The organism is Acinetobacter sp. G11, assembly GCF_049808495.1.
GTDB classification, from domain to species: Bacteria; Pseudomonadota; Gammaproteobacteria; order Pseudomonadales; family Moraxellaceae; genus Acinetobacter; species Acinetobacter kookii.
The window spans coordinates 1-17,498 of sequence record NZ_JBNCAT010000033.1 but is presented as its reverse complement, the minus strand read 5'-3'; the positions used below and the strand labels follow the sequence as shown (position 1 = coordinate 17,498).

Below are 17,498 nucleotides of genomic sequence, written 5' to 3'. Positions count from 1 at the left end.
TAAAAATAAAGACCAATTCAGGGTCCTGCAGAATTGGTCTGTTTAAATTGAAGATTAAAGTCTCATATCAATTACGATACGGCCATCAATTTTACCCTGCTCCATACGTTCAAAAATATCGTTAATATTTTCAAGCGGTTCAACATGGATATGCGCCTTAACCTTGCCGCGCGCTGCAATATCCAGTGCTTCTTTCAAGTCCAGACGCGTTCCGACAATCGAACCGCGCACGGTAATCCCTTCCAGCACCATATTAAAAATCGACAAGTCAAAGGTTCCTGCTGGCAAACCGTTTAAAACCATCGTACCACCACGACGAACAATTGCCACCGCCTGTTCAAATGCCTTTGGTGATACTGCGGTCACCAAAACCCCGTGGCAACCCTCACCCGTGGCTTTCATGACTTCTTCCTTGACGTCCACGTTCCGGGCATTAATGGCTACATCGGCACCCAAGTTTTTGGCCAGTTCCAGTTTAGAATCATCCACATCGATTGCCACCACATTAAAACCCATGGTCTTGGCATACTGAATTGCCACATGGCCTAGGCCACCAATTCCGGAAATGGCCACCCAGTCCCCGGTTTTGGCCTCGGTCATTTTCAAACCTTTATAGACTGTCACGCCAGCACACAGAATCGGGGCGATTTCCAGCAGGTCAACCCCTTCCGGAATTACACCAACGTAGTCACCATCTGCCAGGCAATATTCAGCAAAACTTCCATTCACTGAATAACCCGAATTTTGCTGTTTCTTGCACAAGGTTTCCCAGCCAGCATAGCAATGATCACAATGACCACATGCAGAATACAGCCACGGAACACCAACAATATCACCCACCTTTAAATGTTCTATTCCCTCACCAACTTCAATGACTTCACCCACGCCTTCATGTCCGGGAACAAAAGGTAAAGTCGGCTTTACCGGCCAATCCCCATGCATGGCATGCAGATCGGTATGACAAACACCTGTTGCAATAATTTTCACCAGTACTTTGCCTGGACTGATTTTCGGAATTTCCAGCTCTTGTATTTGCAGCGGCTGGTTAAATGCCGTAACCACCGCGGCTTTCATTGTATTTGTCATATTGATGTTCTCCATATTACACATACTGAGAAGACTCTTGTTGGAGGAGCCACAGCTCCACTATATCGAACAATAAATCATCAAAATGAGGGGATTTGTATCGGATTTGATCACTTTAGATGCACTTGCCATTCAGCAGTACAAGGGTTGCCGGCTGTAAAATGATTATTTCTTAGTTGGAGCCTATTTGAAAAAATCCCTTGTACGGCTATAAATAACAGCAAGGCATAGCCAGTCTTGCAAAGCCGGGATTCAGGCAACTGATACAAATTAAAAATGTCGAGTTTAGCTAAAATTTTTACTGAGATTTATAGAGTGAAGATAATTGTTAAGGGTGAGTTTTCCATCTTAGCGATGAGGTTCATCCTTATCGATTCATGAATCTTACTGTGCATGCCATTGTTTGAAAGCGGCCTGTATCGCCTGTTTTTCTTTAGACGAGGCTAGACGGCTTTCCATAGCAGAAAAATCACCCTTATATGCAGAAGCAACCATGGATTTTGCCAGTTCCTCAATACTCTTTCGACCCTGCTGTTTATAAGCCAGGATTTCATTCTGCGTTAATACCAGGTCCCAGCAGGACACCACTGAACTCATGTCGACGGCAATGCTGAGATAATAATGGATATTGTCTTGGTAGAGTTCCCAAAAGTGCGGTTCATGTTCAATAAGGTTCATCTAAAACCATCAGCGTGCAAAATAGATACTTTCAATCTATACCCAATCCCTGCTGATAAGATATGCAACTTTAGATGTTATTTCTGTACTGCTGAAAGGGAATCCAAATTCTTTGGCTTGAAATAACCCAGCAAAAACCAATTGTTCTAAACGAAAACTATAAATCATCTAAAAATTAGAGATAGCGAGTTTAAAGGAAAGAATGGATAAGCCTTTTAAGCTCGACATTATGGGTACTGCGCTATTTTCTATTTTCCCTGTATATAATTGATGTTTTTATTAAAAAACGTTAGCTACTTCTCGTTTTTCCTATAATATGTACAAATAGAAAGCACAGAAAAATATTTTATAATATGAAAAAAATGATTCTAGTGGTGGTCTGTTTCGTAATCATGGCTTATGGCGTATTGCATTTCATCATGCCTGAAAAAACCATCCCACGCTTAAATCAATTTTTTTCTCGACCCGTAAAAGATGTCCAACTGATTCAAGACTGGCTCAAACATAATCAACAACAGCAGTTGTTATTGGTGGATGTCATCCAATCGGTCAGCCCAAAGCAAACTGGTCCGTATGTTGAATACATCAAACAACGAATTGAATTTAATCAACAAAATATCCAGCGTATTAAACTCAGTCACTACAAAAGCAAAGCATTTAAAGAAATTCAACAGCTGGAAATTCATGCCTTGCAACAATGGAATAATGTCCATCAAAGCAATATTGTAGAGGCTTTTGAACAGCAACAACGTTTTCTAGATGTGCCAATTAACGAATTGGAACAACTGAACATTGAAGCACGTTACGCGCTTCAACAGCAAGAAGTGAGCGTATTGCAACGCCTGCAACAGTTGATCCAGCAAGACAGCGATTATGTTGCAGATATTGACCACAGCCTGCTTGGCGACTGGCTTGATTACCATTTGATGCAACATGAGCTTCACCCGATCATTGCCGAATGGCAAAATCCTTCCTCCACTGCCCCAGGGGATCGTTTAGAAGCGTTGCAAGATTTACAACTGTATAAACGTTTTCAGCCAGATACGGATGAATATCAATACATCATGGCGCTTTCAACTCAGCTTTGGCATGTCGAATATTCCGCTTCATCCAATCTGGTCACGGCAAACGCTCGGCCTATTTCATATGCCGATCAAGTTGGAGAAGAAATTATCGTTCCGGAAGACCCACCAAAAGCTGAAAAATTAAAGCAACAGATTAAGATTCAAGACGACAAGGTAAGTGATCTGTTATTGGGTCAGCTCAGACAGGCTTTCTTTAAAGAAAAATAGAATTAAATATAGAAAATTCACTCTGCTTTTTAAGCAGGAATCATTTCTTGGGGAAAGTAGAAAAAATTGAAAAACGATAGCTTAAAGCTAATTTTTAAAGACTTGTTTTCAAGTACAAAACATTTTGACCACTCTATCTTCAAATAAAAAAAACCACCCTTTCGGGTGGTTTTTTCAATCTCGAACCGTGTCTTATTGAGCGCGGTTTTTGATTTTGCGGATGGTTTCCAGCTGAGCAGCAGTTTCTGCAAGAGCAGCAAGAGCAGCAGCAGAGTCCAAGTCGCTCTTTTGATTTGCTAGCAATTGTTCAGCTTGTTTACGAGCTTCAATAATTGCTGCTTCATCAAGGTTGTCAGCACGTACTGCAGTGTCTGCAAGTACAGTAACAACGTGCGGTTGAACTTCTAGTACACCACCAGATACATAGATTAACTCTTCTGTACCGTTTTCAAGCAGAACGCGGATTGCGCCCGGCTTGAGTAAAGTTACCAGCGGAGCATGGCCAGGCATAATACCCAACTCACCGCCAGCACCTTTAGCAATTAGCATAGTTACAGTGCCTGAGTACAAAGACTCTTTAACACTTACAACGTCACATTGCATAGTCGCCATGAGAATCTCCTAAATTAGGTAGCTAATTAAAGTTTCTCGGCTTTAGCAATCACTTCGTCAATACCACCAACCATATAGAACGCTTGTTCTGGGATGTGATCGTATTCACCAGCTAGAAGACCTTTAAAGCCACGAATTGTTTCTTTAAGCGGTACAAGTTTACCAGGAGCACCAGTAAACACTTCAGCTACGTGGAACGGTTGAGAGAAGAAACGTTGGATCTTACGTGCACGGTATACAGTAAGTTTGTCTTCTTCAGCCAATTCGTCCATACCAAGAATCGCGATAATGTCTTTCAGTTCTTTATAACGTTGAAGAACGTTTTGAACTGAACGAGCAATTTCGTAATGCTCAGTACCTACAACTAATGGATCTAACTGACGTGAAGTAGAGTCAAGTGGATCGATCGCTGGGTAAATACCAGAAGATGCGATGTCACGGCTCAATACTACAGTTGCGTCCAAGTGAGCGAAGGTAGTAGCAGGCGATGGATCTGTTAAGTCATCGGCAGGTACGTATACCGCTTGGATTGACGTAATAGAACCAGACTTAGTCGATGTAATACGTTCTTGAAGAACACCCATCTCTTCTGCAAGAGTCGGTTGGTAACCTACTGCAGATGGCATACGACCTAGAAGTGCTGATACTTCAGTACCCGCTAGTGTATAACGGTAGATGTTGTCTACGAACAATAGTACGTCACGGCCTTTACCGTTTTCGTCTTTCTCGTCACGGAAGTACTCAGCCATGGTCAAACCAGTCAACGCTACGCGTAAACGGTTACCCGGTGGCTCGTTCATCTGACCGTAAACCATCGCTACTTTGTCAAGTACGTTAGAGTCTTTCATCTCGTGATAGAAGTCGTTACCTTCACGAGTACGCTCACCAACACCAGCAAACACAGATAAACCTGAGTGCGCTTTAGCGATGTTGTTAATCAACTCCATCATGTTTACAGTTTTACCAACACCGGCACCACCGAACAGACCAACTTTACCACCTTTAGCAAACGGGCAAAGTAAGTCAATGACTTTAATACCAGTTTCTAAAAGGTCAGTAGATGCTGCTTGTTCAGCATAAGAAGGTGCTTGACGGTGAATCGGCAAACGTTCTTCAGTTGCAACTGGACCAGCTTCGTCGATAGGGCGACCAAGAACGTCCATGATACGGCCTAAACATGCAGTACCTACAGGTACAGAGATAGGCGCGCCAGTGTTAGTTACGTTCAAACCACGTTTAAGACCTTCTGTAGATCCCATTGCGATGGTACGAACTACGCCATCACCAAGTTGTTGCTGAACTTCTAAAGTAGTTTCAGTACCGTCAACTTGGAGAGCGTCATAGATCTTAGGAACGCTGTTACGTTCAAACTCGACGTCGATAACCGCGCCGATGATCTGAATGATACGACCGCTACTCATTGCTGTCTCCTCAATTCAAACTAATAATGTTAAACGGCAGCGGCACCACCAACGATCTCAGAAATTTCCTGAGTAATCGCGGCTTGACGCAGCTTGTTATAAATAAGTTGTAGGCTCTTGATCAGCTCACCCGCGTTATCTGTTGCAGCTTTCATTGCAACCATACGCGCAGACTGTTCACACGCGATGTTTTCAATCACGCCTTGATAAACCATAGACTCGATGTAACGAACCAATAAACCATTTAAAAGCTCTTCAGCTTCTGGTTCATAGATATAGTCCCAACCGTATTGACGGTTCAGGCCTTCGCTTTCTTCAGCAGCTGCTAAAGGAACGAGCTGTTCGATCTTTTGGTTTTGAGTCATGGCATTGACAAAGCCGTTTGACACCAGATAAATACGATCTAACTCGCCTTTATCATAAGCGTCCAACATCACCTGTACAGAACCAGTTAACTGTTCAAGACTTGGCGCATCACCTACGTTTGTAGTTGCACCAAGCACTTTACCGCCGTAGTTTTTAAAAAACGAAACCGCTTTTTGACCAATTAAAGCAAATTGAACTTCAATTGACTGCTCTTGTTGCTGTTGGACGTGTTTAACCACTTTCTTGAACAGGTTAATGTTCAAACCACCAGCAAGGCCGCGATCTGATGACACAATGATATAGCCAACGCGCTTAACCGGGCGTTCAACCATATAACGGTGTTTGTATTCAGGGTTCGCTTGTACCAAATGAGCAATTACACGGTGCATATTTTCGGCATACGGACGGCCCTGAGCCATGCGCTCTTGCGCACGACGCATCTTAGAAGCTGCTACCATCTGCATCGCGCGAGTAATTTTCTGCGTGCTTTTGATACTAGCTACTTTGGCGCGAATTTCTTTTAAATTTGCCATACGCTTAACCTAGTATTCGAAAGCTCTTTCGAGCTTCCGAAGGTTGATCCGTGAACCAAACCAGAACTAAATTCAACAAAGTTGAAACTTAGTAAGTTTGAGTCGCTTTGAAGCTTTCAATACCTGCTTTGATTGCAGCTTCGATGTCTTTGTTGTAATCACCAGTTTCATCGATTTTTTGCATTAACGCAGCATTTTCTGAACGGAAGTAAGCAATTAACGCAGCATCAAATGCAACGATTTTCTTCACTTCAACGTCAGCCATGTAGCCTTCGTTAGATGCATAAATTGAAACAGCCTGGTCAGCAATTGAGTAAGGAGCATATTGTTTTTGCTTCATTAATTCAGTTACACGTTGACCATGTTCAAGTTGCTTACGAGTTGCTTCGTCAAGGTCAGAAGCGAACTGAGCAAACGCTGCCAATTCACGGTATTGCGCCAAAGCGGTACGGATACCACCAGACAATTTCTTGATGATCTTGGTTTGAGCAGAACCACCAACACGAGATACAGAGATACCCGCGTTCACAGCAGGACGGATACCCGCGTTGAACAATGATGTTTCAAGGAAGATCTGACCATCAGTAATCGAAATTACGTTTGTTGGTACGAATGCAGATACGTCACCGGCTTGAGTTTCAATAATCGGCAATGCAGTTAATGAACCAGTTTGGCCTTTAACTTCACCGTTAGTGAATTTCTCAACGTAGTCAGCAGATACACGAGAAGCACGTTCAAGTAAACGGCTGTGTAAATAGAATACGTCACCAGGATATGCTTCACGACCTGGTGGACGACGTAAAAGCAATGAAATTTGACGGTAAGCAACAGCTTGTTTAGACAGGTCATCATAAATGATAAGCGCGTCTTCACCGCGGTCACGGAAGTACTCGCCCATTGTACAGCCAGCATAAGGAGCCAGATACTGCATTGCTGCAGGATCAGCTGCAGCTGCAGCTACAACAGTTGTGTACGCCATAGCGCCAGTTTCTTCAAGCTTGCGCACTACGTTAGCAATAGTCGATTGTTTTTGACCAATAGCTACGTATACACATTTAATGCCAGAGTTTTTCTGAGCGATGATCGCATCGATCGCCATTGCTGTTTTACCAGTTTGACGGTCACCAATGATCAACTCACGTTGACCACGGCCTACAGGGATCATTGTATCTACTGATTTATAACCAGTTTGTACAGGTTCATCCACTGATTGACGCCAAATTACGCCTGGTGCTACTTTTTCAACAGCATCAGTAAGTTTTGCATCAATAGGGCCTTTACCATCAATCGGGTTACCCAAAGCATCTACTACACGGCCTAAAAGTTCTGGACCAACCGGAACTTCTAATACACGACCTGTGCAACGCGCTTTTTGACCTTCTTGAAGGCTTAAGTAGTTACCTAAGACAACGGCACCCACTGAATCCTGTTCTAGGTTCAGTGCCATACCAAATAAGCCGCCGTCGAATTCGATCATTTCACCGTACATTGCATCAGCAAGGCCGTGAATACGCACAATACCGTCGGAAACCATAACAATGGTCCCTTCGTTCTTAGCGGTCGCGCTGGTGTCCAGATCGCCGATACGCTGTTTAATGAGCGCACTGATCTCGGATGGATTCAGTTGTTGCATTGCGCTATACCTCAATCTTTTTAAAGTTCAGTCTTCTTTTACGCAGTAATTTTTTATCAATAATTACGCAAGAAGACGAGTCCGCATTTTTTCAAGCTTGTTAAGCGCAGAATCATCTATCACTTGGTCGCCTGCACGAATAACTACACCAGCAATTAATTCTGGTTTAACTTCTACAGAAACATTTACCGCAGCGTTAAAGCGTTTTTTCAACGCATCTGCAAGTACTTGTTCTTGTGTAGAAGACAATGGGAATGCTGATTCAATCACAACATCCACAGTGTTGTTATTCTGTGATTTGAGCTGTTCGTATTCTGCTTCAATTTCAGGAAGAAGAGTCAAACGGTCATTTTCAGCAAGCAATGTCAAAAAGTTTGACACTGCTGCGGTTTGATCTTCACCTAAAACTTTAGCAAAAAGACTCACCTGCTCTGCAGGAGTAAGCTCAGGGCGATTTAAGTAAGCTGAAAATGCTTCGTCTTGCACCGCAGCACTGAGCAAAGTTAATGCATTTGACCAAGCGTCAGTTGCACCTTGCTCAGAAGCGTAAGCAAATGCTGCTTTAGCGTATGGGCGTGCCAACGTCAAGAGTTCAGCCATAATCCGCCTCTCTTAAAGTTTAGCAGCCAGCTGAGTCAGCATGGCATTGTGAGCTTCTGCGTCAACTTGCTGGGTCAGAATTTTTTCTGCGCCGGCAACTGCAAGAGCAGCAACTTGTTGACGTAATTCTTCGCGAGCAGCATTGATTTCACTATCAACAGCTTCTTTCGCCTGTTGACGAATACGCTCACCTTCAGCAGCTGCTTGAGTACGCGCTTCTTCTACCAATTGCGCACCGCGACGGTTCGCTTGTTCGATCAATTGAGCCGCTTGTGCTTTAGCTGCGTCTAATTCAGCTTTCACTTGAGCTTGCGCATCGGCAAGGTCAGCTTTTGCTTTTTCAGCAGCGTTTAAGCCATCAGCGATTTTACGCTGACGCTCACTAATCGCATTGATTAGTGGTGGCCATACAAACTTCATGCAGAATGCGACGAAAATCGCAAATGCAATCGCTTGGCCAATCAATGTGAGGTTGATATTCATTGCTATTCCTCAATGGTTTAATTTAGGAATTAAGCTGATTAACCTACAAATGGATTAGCGAAGATGAAGAACAAGCCAATACCAACACCGATCATAGGCACAGCATCAAGAAGACCCGCGATTAAGAACATACGAGTTTGAAGTTGTGGAGCCAATTCTGGTTGACGAGCAACAGCTTCAAGGAAGCGACCGCCTAAAAGACCAAAACCAATCGCAGTACCTAAAGCACCGAAAGCGATCAAGATAGCAGATGCAATTGCAACTAGACCTAAAGTGAGTTCCATGATAATTCCTCAGAGGTTAGGTATATACCAAATTAAAGTAAAAAATTAAGCCCAACCATCCTTTGACAGTCAGGCAATACCATTAATGTTTTTCGCTAGCCATACTCAAGTATACGATAGTCAGCATCATGAAAATGAACGCCTGTAACGTAATAACAAGAATGTGGAAGATCGCCCAAGGCACAGACAACGCCCACTGGATCCAGAACGGTAATAACGCGATGAGGATGAAGATTAACTCACCTGCATACATGTTACCGAAAAGTCGTAGAGCCAATGAAACTGGACGTGCAAGGAATGTTACGAGTTCCAGAATCAAGTTCACTGGAATGAGCAACGCTTTTGCAACTGGGTTACTTGGGTTAAATGGGTTGAGTGCTAACTCGCCGACGAAACCGCCGATGCCCTTTTCACGGATGCTATAGAACAAGATAAGCACAAATACCGACAATGACATACCAAGGGTAACGTTAGGGTCAGTAGATGGAACGATCTTGAAGTAAACGTGATGCGGGTCCATGCCAAATACATTTGCACCGATCAGTTGAGCTGTATACGGGATAAAGTCAACCGGGATCAAGTCCATTGCGTTCATGAGGAAAATCCACACGAAAATGGTCAGTGCAAGTGGTGCAATTAAGCGTGACTTGCCATGGAAAGTGTCGCGGACACTTGAGTCAACAAACTCGATGATCATTTCGATTGCAGACTGGAACTTGGTAGGAACACCAGCGTTTGCAGCTTTCGCTACTAACCAGAACAACAAACAGAAAACCACACCGAGAGTGATAGACCAACCCATTGAATCCAAGTGAATAGCAGTGAACCCCATCTGTTGAGCTTCATCAGCAGTCTCAGCCAATTTCCAAGAACCATCAGGCATTTTGCCATAGGTTAAATTGGTCAAGTGATGCTTGATGTACTCGGTCGAAGTAAGGGCATGTTCTTCAGCAGCCATAAATCACACCTGGTCAATGTCAAATACTAAATAGAGAGAACGAACATCGCGTGCTGCCTGATATCTCGTTCATCTCCTAAAAAACTTTTCAATTTTTTGTTGTGTTTAAACTTATTTCCGGAGTCGTGACGCCCAAAAAGGTGCGACCCACGTCATCGTCTGAACAAGTATAAATCCACAAAACAATGCCACCGCTGACAACGGTTTGACAGTGCTTAAAATTAAAATGAAACCAACAATCACAATTGCAAACTTGCCCATCAAGCCTCTATACATGTTCGACAGAACCTGTTTTGAAGCCCGTGCACCTGCTGCTCGAAACGATTGCCAAGAAAAATAACAACTTGCAAGCCAGCACACCAACGCACCAAGTGCGGCGCTGTAAGCTGCAGTTGAGTCTTTCACGACCCACGCTATCAAGGCTGAAACAGGAATCATGCATGCTTGTAAAATGACTAAAGCTTTCGCTAATCGTCGGTCAATCATGCGACTAGTTCGGCTCATTATTTATTCACTCACAGCATTCATGCTTGACAAATTTAGCTGATGATCGTTTTTAATCGCAGGCATTATAGAGTTACACCCCTGAACATGCAATCTTTTCCCGACCTAAGTCGGATTTTTTTCGTTGCATAAATCGCTTTCCAACTCATCCATTGCTGCTTAATTTTTGCATCATTTCCGTGCGTTTTGTACACACTTATAGGTTTGATCGGCAAGTTTCTTCCACGCCAGCACAAAATCCCCTTCCCCGCCCATACTTTCATCAACGGCCTGGAAGGTAATCGGATTCAGTTTCTGGTATTGGTTTTTGCTGGCATGTCCTTCTGCCAAGAGACACATATTGCGACTTGGACGGCTGTCATTTAAATACTTGATTTGTGCGATGGTCGGCGCCACATGCGGATCATCGGTCAATGCACCGGAAAACTTCAGGTTTAAAGCGCGTTCCAGATATTGATAGGCATCGTGATATGCCCAATAAGGTTTCACTGTAGCATTGCTATTGTATTGCTGTGCACTCAGCAGCATCTCTTGGGCAAAGCGTTTGGCATTGGCCCAGTAGGCTTCTTTATATTCCGGTAATTGCTGTGAACGCAGGGCTGCAATAAAAAAGCCGATGCGTACCGCATTGTTGGGATCTAGCCACACATGCGTATCGACCGTATTGTTCAACGCCACACCACGGGTAGTACGCTGCGGCAGGGTTTGCACAATCCCTGAATCCAGAATGGCAATCGCTTTGGGCGTATCGGATAACAGCTTGTTCAGCGGCGCTTCATGTGCCTTACCCAGCCAGATCACCAGTGAGGCGTCCAGAATGGCTTTGCGATGCGCTGGCGTCAGGGTAACGTCATGTCCAGACTGATCCCCCAGCAAGAGCACAGGCTTCTCCAAACCCTGAGTCACTTCCTGAGCAATCAGATAAATTGGATGCGTAGAAACCACCAGACTTTGTGTCCAGCCAAAGCTACTGAATAAGGCTAGCGCACAAAATGCAAAGAAACGGGACATAGAAGAAAATCACCAAATACTCAATAAGTGTTATAATATAACAAATTGACAAAAATACCTACGTTTAATCGAAACCGGTATTGCTTCATGTTAAGATTTAATGTCCTTTGATTTTTATAAATTTCGCACTTGAGGTTTTGCTATGAGCTTATGTTCGCACGAACATCACAATGCATTACATGGCGTACATGACCATCATAATATAGCAACACGCCTTGCTGAAGCAGAAAGTCTCTGTGCAATGACTGGCGCACGCTTAACCCCATTACGCAAAGAAGTGCTGGAACTGATTCTAAATGCCAGCGGTCCCATGGGTGCCTATGACTTGCTGGCTAAAATCAAGAGCGAATCTGACCGTCCTGCTGCGCCACCGACCGTATATCGCACTTTGGACTTTTTACTGGAAAAAGGCTTAATCCATCGTTTAACTTCGATTAATGCCTATATTCCTTGTTGTCATCCGCGTGAAGGACATCAGGCGGCATTTTTAATCTGTACTGTTTGCAAGAATGTAAAAGAAGCCTCGGCTCAGGGTTTATTAAAACAGTTAGATGAACTTTCAGCCTCTGATCAATTTACTGCACAACACAGTATTATTGAAATTTCCGGGATATGTCAGCAGTGCCACAACAAACAGTAACCGTCAATCCGCTGATTGCCCTGGATAAAATCAGCGTGCGGATTGATGACCGCGACATCTTAAAGAATGTGGATTTCGCCTTGCATGAGCGGGAAATTGTCACGCTGATCGGTCCGAATGGCGCGGGAAAATCTACCCTGATTAAAGTGCTGTTGGGGATTGTAAAAGCCAATTCAGGCAAAATTCATAGCCATAAAAAACTCAAGTTTTCCTATGTGCCGCAAAAGTTTAATCCATCACACAGTCTGCCTTTGCGTGTGCAGGATTTACTGGCTTTAGAACACTGCGATGCGGATATCAAAGCAGAAATTATTCGCGATACTGGCATTACCAAATTGCAGGATTGTAAAGTTCAGCAGCTTTCAGGCGGGGAACGGCAACGGGTGTTACTGGCACGGGCTTTATTGCGTTTGCCCAATGTACTGGTGCTGGATGAACCGATGCAGGGTCTGGACATTCAGTCTGAAGCCGAACTGTATGAATATGTCAGAAGCCTGCCGATTAAATATGGCTGTGCCGTGTTGATGGTCTCCCATGACCTGCAATGGGTGATGCAGGGTACACATCGGGTCGTGTGTTTAAATAAACACATCTGCTGTAGCGGCTTGCCGGAAAACGTGCAGCAGCACCCGGAATATCAGGCCATTTTCGGTACCAACCGCGTGTTCTATCAGCATCATCATGACCATTGCGCGCATGGTGACTCTGCGACACCTTGCCAGCACGATTCTCGCCCACATATTCACCCTGAACCGGAAGCTTAAGCCATGATGGAATGGTTACAACTCTTGTTACCTGCATGGACCATGGGAACCCTGTTGGTGTTTCTGACGGCTCCGCTGGGCTGTTTAATGTTATGGCGACGGATGTCTTTTTTTGCCGATACCATGGCACATGGCACTTTATTGGGCGTAGCGATTGCAGGTGCTTTGAGCCTGCCGTTATGGTTAGGGGTGAGCTTTCTGGCCTTTTTACTGGTGGCCATTTTATGGGTACTGCATGACCCGCGCTTGCCGAATGATGCCTTATTGGCTTTATGTTCAGCCACCCTGCTCTGCTCGGGCCTACTGTTTATTCAACATATTCCAAGCCTAAGACCTGAACTGCTGAGCTATCTGTTTGGAGATCTGCTGCAAATTTCCTGGTCAGACTTACCGGTGTTTGCACTGGTGATCATTGCCGCTTTAGCAGTGCTGTATACAAACTGGAAAGCCCAAATTCAGATTGCGATTGACCCGGATATGGCGGTGAGCGAAGGCGTAAATGCCAAATGGCAACGTCTGGTGTTTATGTTGCTGCTGGCCCTTTTTACCGTATTGGCTTTGCGTGCGGTCGGTTCATTGTTGATGGGCGCTTTACTGGTGATTCCGGCATTAACGGCACGTTTGCTGGCAAACTCGCCGAAACAGATGGTGCTTTGGGCTTTTGTGATTGCGCAAATTGGTGTGACAGTCGGGCTCTGGTCAAGTGCAGGTCTGAATACGTCAACAGGTCTGACCATTGTGCTGACCATGTCAGGGTTGTTTGCCGTTATTTTTATCCTACAGAAGTTTAAAAAACTGGCTTAAGACATGGCAGGTAAATTTTATCTAATTAGTGCCTGCTTGCTCGGACACAAGGTTCGTTATGATGGTCGCGACTGTCTGGTAAAAGAGTTGGTCGATTATTTATTGCCGGATCAATATGTCACGATTTGCCCTGAAGTCAGTGGTGGTTTGCCTATACCTCGACCCGCAGCAGAGATTCAATCTGGCGATGGTCGAGAGGTGCTGCTGTACCAAGCTCATGTTATAGATATAAATGGTACAGATGTTTCCGATGCCTTTATCAAAGGCGCCTATGCCGCTTTAGATCTTGCCCAAAGATTTCAAGCGACACATGCCATCCTCAAAGCCCATAGCCCTTCTTGTAGCAGCAAGCTGATTTATGATGGTTCATTTACTGGAAATAAAATTCAAGGTGATGGGGTCACAGCAGCATTACTTAAACAGCATGGTATGGAGGTCATGACTGAAGATGAATTTTTACAGATGATTCTTTAAGAGATCGTTAAATTTCCTCTCCTTTAAGGAGAGGTTTCCCTACTGATGCACCAAACTCAATAAAAACGCAGCTCCAGCGAACAAGCTGGCAAAAGTTCGATTCATGACTTTCTGCTGTTTTGGCGATTTCAGAAGACGCAGAACCTTGGCAGCCAGACCGGTATAACCTGCCATCACAATCAGATCAATCGTTACCATAGTCGCGGCCATAATCACATACTGAATCCATTGCGGTTTAGATAAGTCCAGAAATTGCGGTAATACTGCCAGCAAAAATACAATTGCCTTGGGATTACTCATATTGACCAGAAAGCCATACAAGACCAGTTTAGGAATCGATTTATTTGGCTGTTCCTGCTGAATTTCAATAGACTGTGCAGGTGCTCTCCATTGCAAATAAGCCAGATATAACAAATACAACACCCCAAACCATTTCACCACCAGAAAAGCCCAAGGTGTGGTGGCAAATAGCACCCCTACCCCTGCAGCAACAATCGCGATTTGCACTAAAAGTGCCAGCTGTAAACCCAGTGCATTCCAATAGCCACGGCGAAAACCATAATTCAGACCACTGGACATTGAAGCAATTGCACCTGCTCCAGGAGAAATGCTGATGACCCAACATGCCAGCATATAGGCAAGCCAAACTTGGTAAGACATAAAAGACAAGGAGATAAAAAGACCGGCTTATTATATGACTTTTCATCTTTTAAATGCTTGAAAAATTGATCATCAAAAAATAGGTATTGGACTATTCACCTTGGCAGTGATAAGGCACAATAAAGCCAGCCACGTATTTTATAAAAATTGTTAGGAGCCATGTATGACTGCCCAATCTGTAATTTTACCGTTACCTTCAGATCATGCCCGGTTTATTGTTTTACGTTTAAAAGACTTAACGATTGAAGAGTTAAAAGAAAAACTTGCAGATTTATTTAGCACACGTGACCGTTTAATCACGCAACATCCGAATGCACAGATTAAAACAGGCGTCGCCTTTGGTCCGGAGCTTTGGACAAGACTTTATCATCAAACTCCTGCCGGCTTTAAGCAGTTAGATCCCATTCAAGGTGCATTCCAGATGCCTGTTGTTTCAGCAGATCTGCTGATTCATATTGCCAGTGCACGTGCAGACATCTGTTTTGCCTTAAGCCAGTCCTTTTTTGAAGGCATTCAAGACAAAGTTGAGGTACTGGATGAGCGGGTATGTTTCCGTTATTTCGACGGGCGTGACATTACCGGCTTTATCGATGGTACGGAAAATCCGCAATTCCCCGATGACCGTGCCGAAGTCGCTTTAATCGGTGAAGATGCCGGAGTTTTTGCTGATGGTTCATTTGTATTTGCACAGCGCTATGCACACAACCTGGAAAAATGGAAAAAATTAAAAGTCGATGCACAGGAAAATGTGATGGGTCGAACCAAGTTAGAGTCGATTGAACTGGATGATGAGGTGAAACCGGAAAATGCCCACATTGCCCGTGTTGTGATTGAAGATGATAAAGGCGACGAAATGGAAATTTTACGTCACTCCCTTCCTTATGGCGAAGGCCGAGGTGACCAAGGCTTGTTCTTTATTGCCTATACCAAAAACTTAAACATTATTGACCATATGCTGGAACATATGTTTGGTACAGCTGGTGACGGTATTCATGACCGCCTGCTTCACTTTGTAACACCAATGGACGGGGCTTATTACTTTGCGCCGAGTGAAGAGTTGCTGGAAGAGGTTTTGGAAAGGTTAATTTAACTGTACTAGCTCAAACCTGATCTGACAGTTACCGATATTTGCTTAAGACTTTAGTTTTTAATTAAAGTCTTTTTCACTTTATAATTACAGTCCATATAAATCAAATTATGCTCTTCAATAAACTACCTACCGCATTTTTTGCATAAGTAATTCTGGATATCATCACCTTTAATACTTTTTCTTTTTATACTTGAACTTCAGTAACGAAAAAATTTCCTTTTTCACAAATTTAAATACTATTAAATTATATCTCATTGTCTTCTGTAACCTCTAAAATTAGCTTATTATTTATAATTTACTTCAAGCCATTCTTTTATAGATGCAATATTTTTATATTTATAAAAAACTTGCCCCTCCGATTGCCCCTCAAAACCTTCTGAATTTTCACCAAATATATTTGTTACATCTCTTATTGAAAAATTATTTTTATTTCCAATAATTTGATAAAGATTAACTTTATAAATATTTCCCTCTAACTGGGGAGTACAGCAATAATATGCTCTATGAATTGTTATTAAAATTGGAGGCTTTGGGATCCTTGCCTTGTATACGCTTACTGCTAGAAGTTCAGGAGATTCTTTAGCCGCAAAATCAGCAAATTCATTTAAAAAAATTCTTTTATTTGAATTTCCTAAAAAATTTTTTAAATAGATACCTTCACTTGTACTACAAGAATAACTATATATTTTATAATTATTTTTCTCAAAAATTCTTAAATTAATAATTTCACTTTGGGTACACTGATTTTTTGCAAATAAATTCTGAGAAAAAAAAGAATTTAATATACTTAAAAAAATAATTAATGATTTTTTTTTCATTATATAGTCCCACTCCCATTAAATAAAAATTTTATAAGCATGGATAAAATGCTGACGACGAGCAGCATATGAATCTGTAGCTTTATTGATTATATTAGTAATAGCATCCACTTGTACTCCCTCCGCTCCTTTATCAGCTACATCATATAACTTATATTTTAGCCAAAAGCGAATAGCAGATCTTACAGCATATTTAGGCTTTTCGATTAATTCTGGATTTTTTACAAAATCCACTTTTTCATCTGGCCATATAGTTGAATACATATTAGTTAAATCTTGGTAATTAGACTTACCTGTTAACTGTTTTAATCCTCGTCCTAAATATTTCCAACCATCGCCTGGAGAGGTATTACCTAATTTATATTTTTCTCCTCTATAATTATCATCATACATACGGTTAGCAATTACTTCTCCATTTGCAGGTCCTTTACCTTTTTTATATCCATCTATATCCGCATCTTTATGATGTGTTCTATAGTATCCGATTTGTTTTAACGCTGCTGCCCCCATATATTCAACTTGTTCCCTTAATGAAAATGAAGACCCTACTTCTTGTCTAACCTGAGCCATAAAATGAGCTTGTCTTAATCTAGTATCTAGCTTATAGCCAATTAGATCTCTATTTAATTCATCTAAAATAGGCTTCATTTTTTCAGGATCAGCTTTGGGCCACATTTGAATAGCCACTAATTTTGTAGACACCTTTTAGTTAGATAAAATGGCTAATTAACGAGGTGCTTATGAGCAGTAAACGATATCCTGAAGAATTCAAAATTGAAGCAGTAAA

General features: G+C 42.7%; 21 protein-coding genes. 6 read left to right on the top strand and 15 right to left on the bottom strand.

The features are described from left to right. Positions 1-54 precede the first annotated feature (54 nt). Both adhP and ACPUEY_RS11580 read right to left on the bottom strand, forming a co-directional pair. Positions 55-1,086 (bottom strand): alcohol dehydrogenase AdhP, encoded by a 1,032-nt coding sequence (gene adhP / locus ACPUEY_RS11585; RefSeq protein WP_092820011.1) that lies wholly within the window; start codon positions 1,084-1,086, stop codon positions 55-57. A gap of 384 nt (positions 1,087-1,470) precedes the next feature. Continuing rightward, positions 1,471-1,764 carry a hypothetical protein gene (locus ACPUEY_RS11580; protein WP_425122190.1) on the bottom strand — a complete coding sequence of 98 codons (294 nt, stop codon included), beginning with the start codon at positions 1,762-1,764 and terminating at the stop codon, positions 1,471-1,473. 353 nt (positions 1,765-2,117) lie between these two features. On the opposite strand from ACPUEY_RS11580, the gene ACPUEY_RS11575 reads away from it, so the two are divergent. After that, positions 2,118-3,056: a hypothetical protein gene (locus tag ACPUEY_RS11575; RefSeq protein WP_425122189.1), complete on the top strand. Its 939-nt coding sequence runs from the start codon at positions 2,118-2,120 to the stop codon at positions 3,054-3,056. 192 nt (positions 3,057-3,248) lie between these two features. Here ACPUEY_RS11575 and ACPUEY_RS11570 read toward each other — a convergent pair whose 3' ends face one another. The 10 genes from ACPUEY_RS11570 to ACPUEY_RS11525 all read right to left on the bottom strand — a co-directional run bounded on the left by ACPUEY_RS11570 (position 3,249) and on the right by ACPUEY_RS11525 (position 11,461). Next, complete coding sequence (locus ACPUEY_RS11570) at positions 3,249-3,668, bottom strand: F0F1 ATP synthase subunit epsilon (RefSeq protein WP_086196636.1); 420 nt, start codon at positions 3,666-3,668, stop codon at positions 3,249-3,251. 26 nt (positions 3,669-3,694) lie between these two features. After that, positions 3,695-5,089: a F0F1 ATP synthase subunit beta gene (gene atpD / locus ACPUEY_RS11565; protein ID WP_092820014.1), complete on the bottom strand. Its 1,395-nt coding sequence runs from the start codon at positions 5,087-5,089 to the stop codon at positions 3,695-3,697. 29 nt (positions 5,090-5,118) lie between these two features. Beyond that, positions 5,119-5,988: a F0F1 ATP synthase subunit gamma gene (gene atpG / locus ACPUEY_RS11560; protein WP_086196638.1), complete on the bottom strand. Its 870-nt coding sequence runs from the start codon at positions 5,986-5,988 to the stop codon at positions 5,119-5,121. Between the two features lie 88 nt (positions 5,989-6,076). Further along, complete coding sequence (atpA, locus tag ACPUEY_RS11555; protein WP_092820015.1) at positions 6,077-7,621, bottom strand: F0F1 ATP synthase subunit alpha; 1,545 nt, start codon at positions 7,619-7,621, stop codon at positions 6,077-6,079. Between the two features lie 63 nt (positions 7,622-7,684). Further along, complete coding sequence (locus ACPUEY_RS11550; RefSeq protein WP_092820016.1) at positions 7,685-8,221, bottom strand: F0F1 ATP synthase subunit delta; 537 nt, start codon at positions 8,219-8,221, stop codon at positions 7,685-7,687. Positions 8,222-8,233: 12 nt separating this feature from the next. Next, positions 8,234-8,704 (bottom strand): F0F1 ATP synthase subunit B, encoded by a 471-nt coding sequence (locus ACPUEY_RS11545; RefSeq protein ID WP_425122188.1) that lies wholly within the window; start codon positions 8,702-8,704, stop codon positions 8,234-8,236. Positions 8,705-8,742: 38 nt separating this feature from the next. Then, a complete protein-coding gene (gene atpE / locus ACPUEY_RS11540; protein WP_000424060.1) occupies positions 8,743-8,988 on the bottom strand; it encodes a F0F1 ATP synthase subunit C in 246 nt (81 codons plus the stop codon). A gap of 82 nt (positions 8,989-9,070) precedes the next feature. Next, on the bottom strand, positions 9,071-9,946 hold the full coding sequence (atpB, locus tag ACPUEY_RS11535) for a F0F1 ATP synthase subunit A (protein ID WP_092820018.1): 876 nt from the start codon (positions 9,944-9,946) through the stop codon (positions 9,071-9,073). A 111-nt stretch (positions 9,947-10,057) separates the two neighbouring features. Then, positions 10,058-10,450: an ATP synthase subunit I gene (locus tag ACPUEY_RS11530; protein WP_092820019.1), complete on the bottom strand. Its 393-nt coding sequence runs from the start codon at positions 10,448-10,450 to the stop codon at positions 10,058-10,060. A 171-nt stretch (positions 10,451-10,621) separates the two neighbouring features. Then, a complete protein-coding gene (locus tag ACPUEY_RS11525; protein WP_425122187.1) occupies positions 10,622-11,461 on the bottom strand; it encodes a metal ABC transporter solute-binding protein, Zn/Mn family in 840 nt (279 codons plus the stop codon). Positions 11,462-11,603: 142 nt separating this feature from the next. Here ACPUEY_RS11525 and ACPUEY_RS11520 point away from each other — a divergent pair, with 142 nt between their 5' ends. Genes ACPUEY_RS11520 through ACPUEY_RS11505 form a run of 4 tightly spaced genes read left to right on the top strand, consistent with a single transcriptional unit; the run spans position 11,604 to position 14,143 of the window. Continuing rightward, the gene (locus tag ACPUEY_RS11520; RefSeq protein ID WP_092820021.1) at positions 11,604-12,101 is read left to right on the top strand and encodes a transcriptional repressor; all 498 of its coding nucleotides are present in this window, start codon (positions 11,604-11,606) and stop codon (positions 12,099-12,101) included. Beyond that, positions 12,074-12,865, top strand: a complete 792-nt coding sequence (gene znuC / locus ACPUEY_RS11515) for a zinc ABC transporter ATP-binding protein ZnuC (RefSeq protein WP_425122186.1) — start codon at positions 12,074-12,076, stop codon at positions 12,863-12,865. The genes ACPUEY_RS11520 and znuC overlap by 28 nt, the downstream gene beginning before the upstream one ends. Before the next feature lie 3 nt (positions 12,866-12,868). Next, positions 12,869-13,669: a zinc ABC transporter permease subunit ZnuB gene (znuB, locus tag ACPUEY_RS11510; protein WP_425122185.1), complete on the top strand. Its 801-nt coding sequence runs from the start codon at positions 12,869-12,871 to the stop codon at positions 13,667-13,669. A 3-nt stretch (positions 13,670-13,672) separates the two neighbouring features. After that, positions 13,673-14,143, top strand: a complete 471-nt coding sequence (locus ACPUEY_RS11505; RefSeq protein ID WP_159124350.1) for a DUF523 domain-containing protein — start codon at positions 13,673-13,675, stop codon at positions 14,141-14,143. A 39-nt stretch (positions 14,144-14,182) separates the two neighbouring features. Here the strand turns inward: ACPUEY_RS11505 and ACPUEY_RS11500 are convergent, their stop codons facing one another. Beyond that, the gene (locus ACPUEY_RS11500; protein WP_425122184.1) at positions 14,183-14,803 is read right to left on the bottom strand and encodes a LysE family transporter; all 621 of its coding nucleotides are present in this window, start codon (positions 14,801-14,803) and stop codon (positions 14,183-14,185) included. Positions 14,804-14,966: 163 nt separating this feature from the next. On the opposite strand from ACPUEY_RS11500, the gene ACPUEY_RS11495 reads away from it, so the two are divergent. Continuing rightward, a complete protein-coding gene (locus ACPUEY_RS11495) occupies positions 14,967-15,893 on the top strand; it encodes a Dyp-type peroxidase (protein WP_425122183.1) in 927 nt (308 codons plus the stop codon). A gap of 284 nt (positions 15,894-16,177) precedes the next feature. Here ACPUEY_RS11495 and ACPUEY_RS11490 read toward each other — a convergent pair whose 3' ends face one another. Next, on the bottom strand, positions 16,178-16,711 hold the full coding sequence (locus ACPUEY_RS11490) for a hypothetical protein (RefSeq protein ID WP_425122182.1): 534 nt from the start codon (positions 16,709-16,711) through the stop codon (positions 16,178-16,180). A gap of 18 nt (positions 16,712-16,729) precedes the next feature. Continuing rightward, a complete protein-coding gene (locus tag ACPUEY_RS11485; RefSeq protein ID WP_425122181.1) occupies positions 16,730-17,386 on the bottom strand; it encodes a glycoside hydrolase family 19 protein in 657 nt (218 codons plus the stop codon). Positions 17,387-17,498: the final 112 nt, after the last annotated feature.

What these genes read in the sequence shown, in the direction of transcription:
- znuC (WP_425122186.1), top strand. Translation starts at nt 12,074, where the DNA reads ATGTCAGCAGTGCCACAACAAACAGTAACCGTCAATCCGCTGATTGCC.
- ACPUEY_RS11545 (WP_425122188.1), bottom strand. Translation starts at nt 8,704, where the DNA reads ATGAATATCAACCTCACATTGATTGGCCAAGCGATTGCATTTGCGATT.
- atpB (WP_092820018.1), bottom strand. Translation starts at nt 9,946, where the DNA reads ATGGCTGCTGAAGAACATGCCCTTACTTCGACCGAGTACATCAAGCAT.
- adhP (WP_092820011.1), bottom strand. Translation starts at nt 1,086, where the DNA reads ATGACAAATACAATGAAAGCCGCGGTGGTTACGGCATTTAACCAGCCG.
- ACPUEY_RS11495 (WP_425122183.1), top strand. Translation starts at nt 14,967, where the DNA reads ATGACTGCCCAATCTGTAATTTTACCGTTACCTTCAGATCATGCCCGG.
- ACPUEY_RS11550 (WP_092820016.1), bottom strand. Translation starts at nt 8,221, where the DNA reads ATGGCTGAACTCTTGACGTTGGCACGCCCATACGCTAAAGCAGCATTT.
- ACPUEY_RS11490 (WP_425122182.1), bottom strand. Translation starts at nt 16,711, where the DNA reads ATGAAAAAAAAATCATTAATTATTTTTTTAAGTATATTAAATTCTTTT.
- ACPUEY_RS11580 (WP_425122190.1), bottom strand. Translation starts at nt 1,764, where the DNA reads ATGAACCTTATTGAACATGAACCGCACTTTTGGGAACTCTACCAAGAC.
- atpA (WP_092820015.1), bottom strand. Translation starts at nt 7,621, where the DNA reads ATGCAACAACTGAATCCATCCGAGATCAGTGCGCTCATTAAACAGCGT.
- ACPUEY_RS11500 (WP_425122184.1), bottom strand. Translation starts at nt 14,803, where the DNA reads ATGTCTTACCAAGTTTGGCTTGCCTATATGCTGGCATGTTGGGTCATC.
- ACPUEY_RS11525 (WP_425122187.1), bottom strand. Translation starts at nt 11,461, where the DNA reads ATGTCCCGTTTCTTTGCATTTTGTGCGCTAGCCTTATTCAGTAGCTTT.
- atpD (WP_092820014.1), bottom strand. Translation starts at nt 5,089, where the DNA reads ATGAGTAGCGGTCGTATCATTCAGATCATCGGCGCGGTTATCGACGTC.
- ACPUEY_RS11570 (WP_086196636.1), bottom strand. Translation starts at nt 3,668, where the DNA reads ATGGCGACTATGCAATGTGACGTTGTAAGTGTTAAAGAGTCTTTGTAC.
- ACPUEY_RS11485 (WP_425122181.1), bottom strand. Translation starts at nt 17,386, where the DNA reads ATGTGGCCCAAAGCTGATCCTGAAAAAATGAAGCCTATTTTAGATGAA.
- znuB (WP_425122185.1), top strand. Translation starts at nt 12,869, where the DNA reads ATGATGGAATGGTTACAACTCTTGTTACCTGCATGGACCATGGGAACC.
- atpG (WP_086196638.1), bottom strand. Translation starts at nt 5,988, where the DNA reads ATGGCAAATTTAAAAGAAATTCGCGCCAAAGTAGCTAGTATCAAAAGC.
- ACPUEY_RS11530 (WP_092820019.1), bottom strand. Translation starts at nt 10,450, where the DNA reads ATGAGCCGAACTAGTCGCATGATTGACCGACGATTAGCGAAAGCTTTA.
- atpE (WP_000424060.1), bottom strand. Translation starts at nt 8,988, where the DNA reads ATGGAACTCACTTTAGGTCTAGTTGCAATTGCATCTGCTATCTTGATC.
- ACPUEY_RS11520 (WP_092820021.1), top strand. Translation starts at nt 11,604, where the DNA reads ATGAGCTTATGTTCGCACGAACATCACAATGCATTACATGGCGTACAT.
- ACPUEY_RS11505 (WP_159124350.1), top strand. Translation starts at nt 13,673, where the DNA reads ATGGCAGGTAAATTTTATCTAATTAGTGCCTGCTTGCTCGGACACAAG.
- ACPUEY_RS11575 (WP_425122189.1), top strand. Translation starts at nt 2,118, where the DNA reads ATGAAAAAAATGATTCTAGTGGTGGTCTGTTTCGTAATCATGGCTTAT.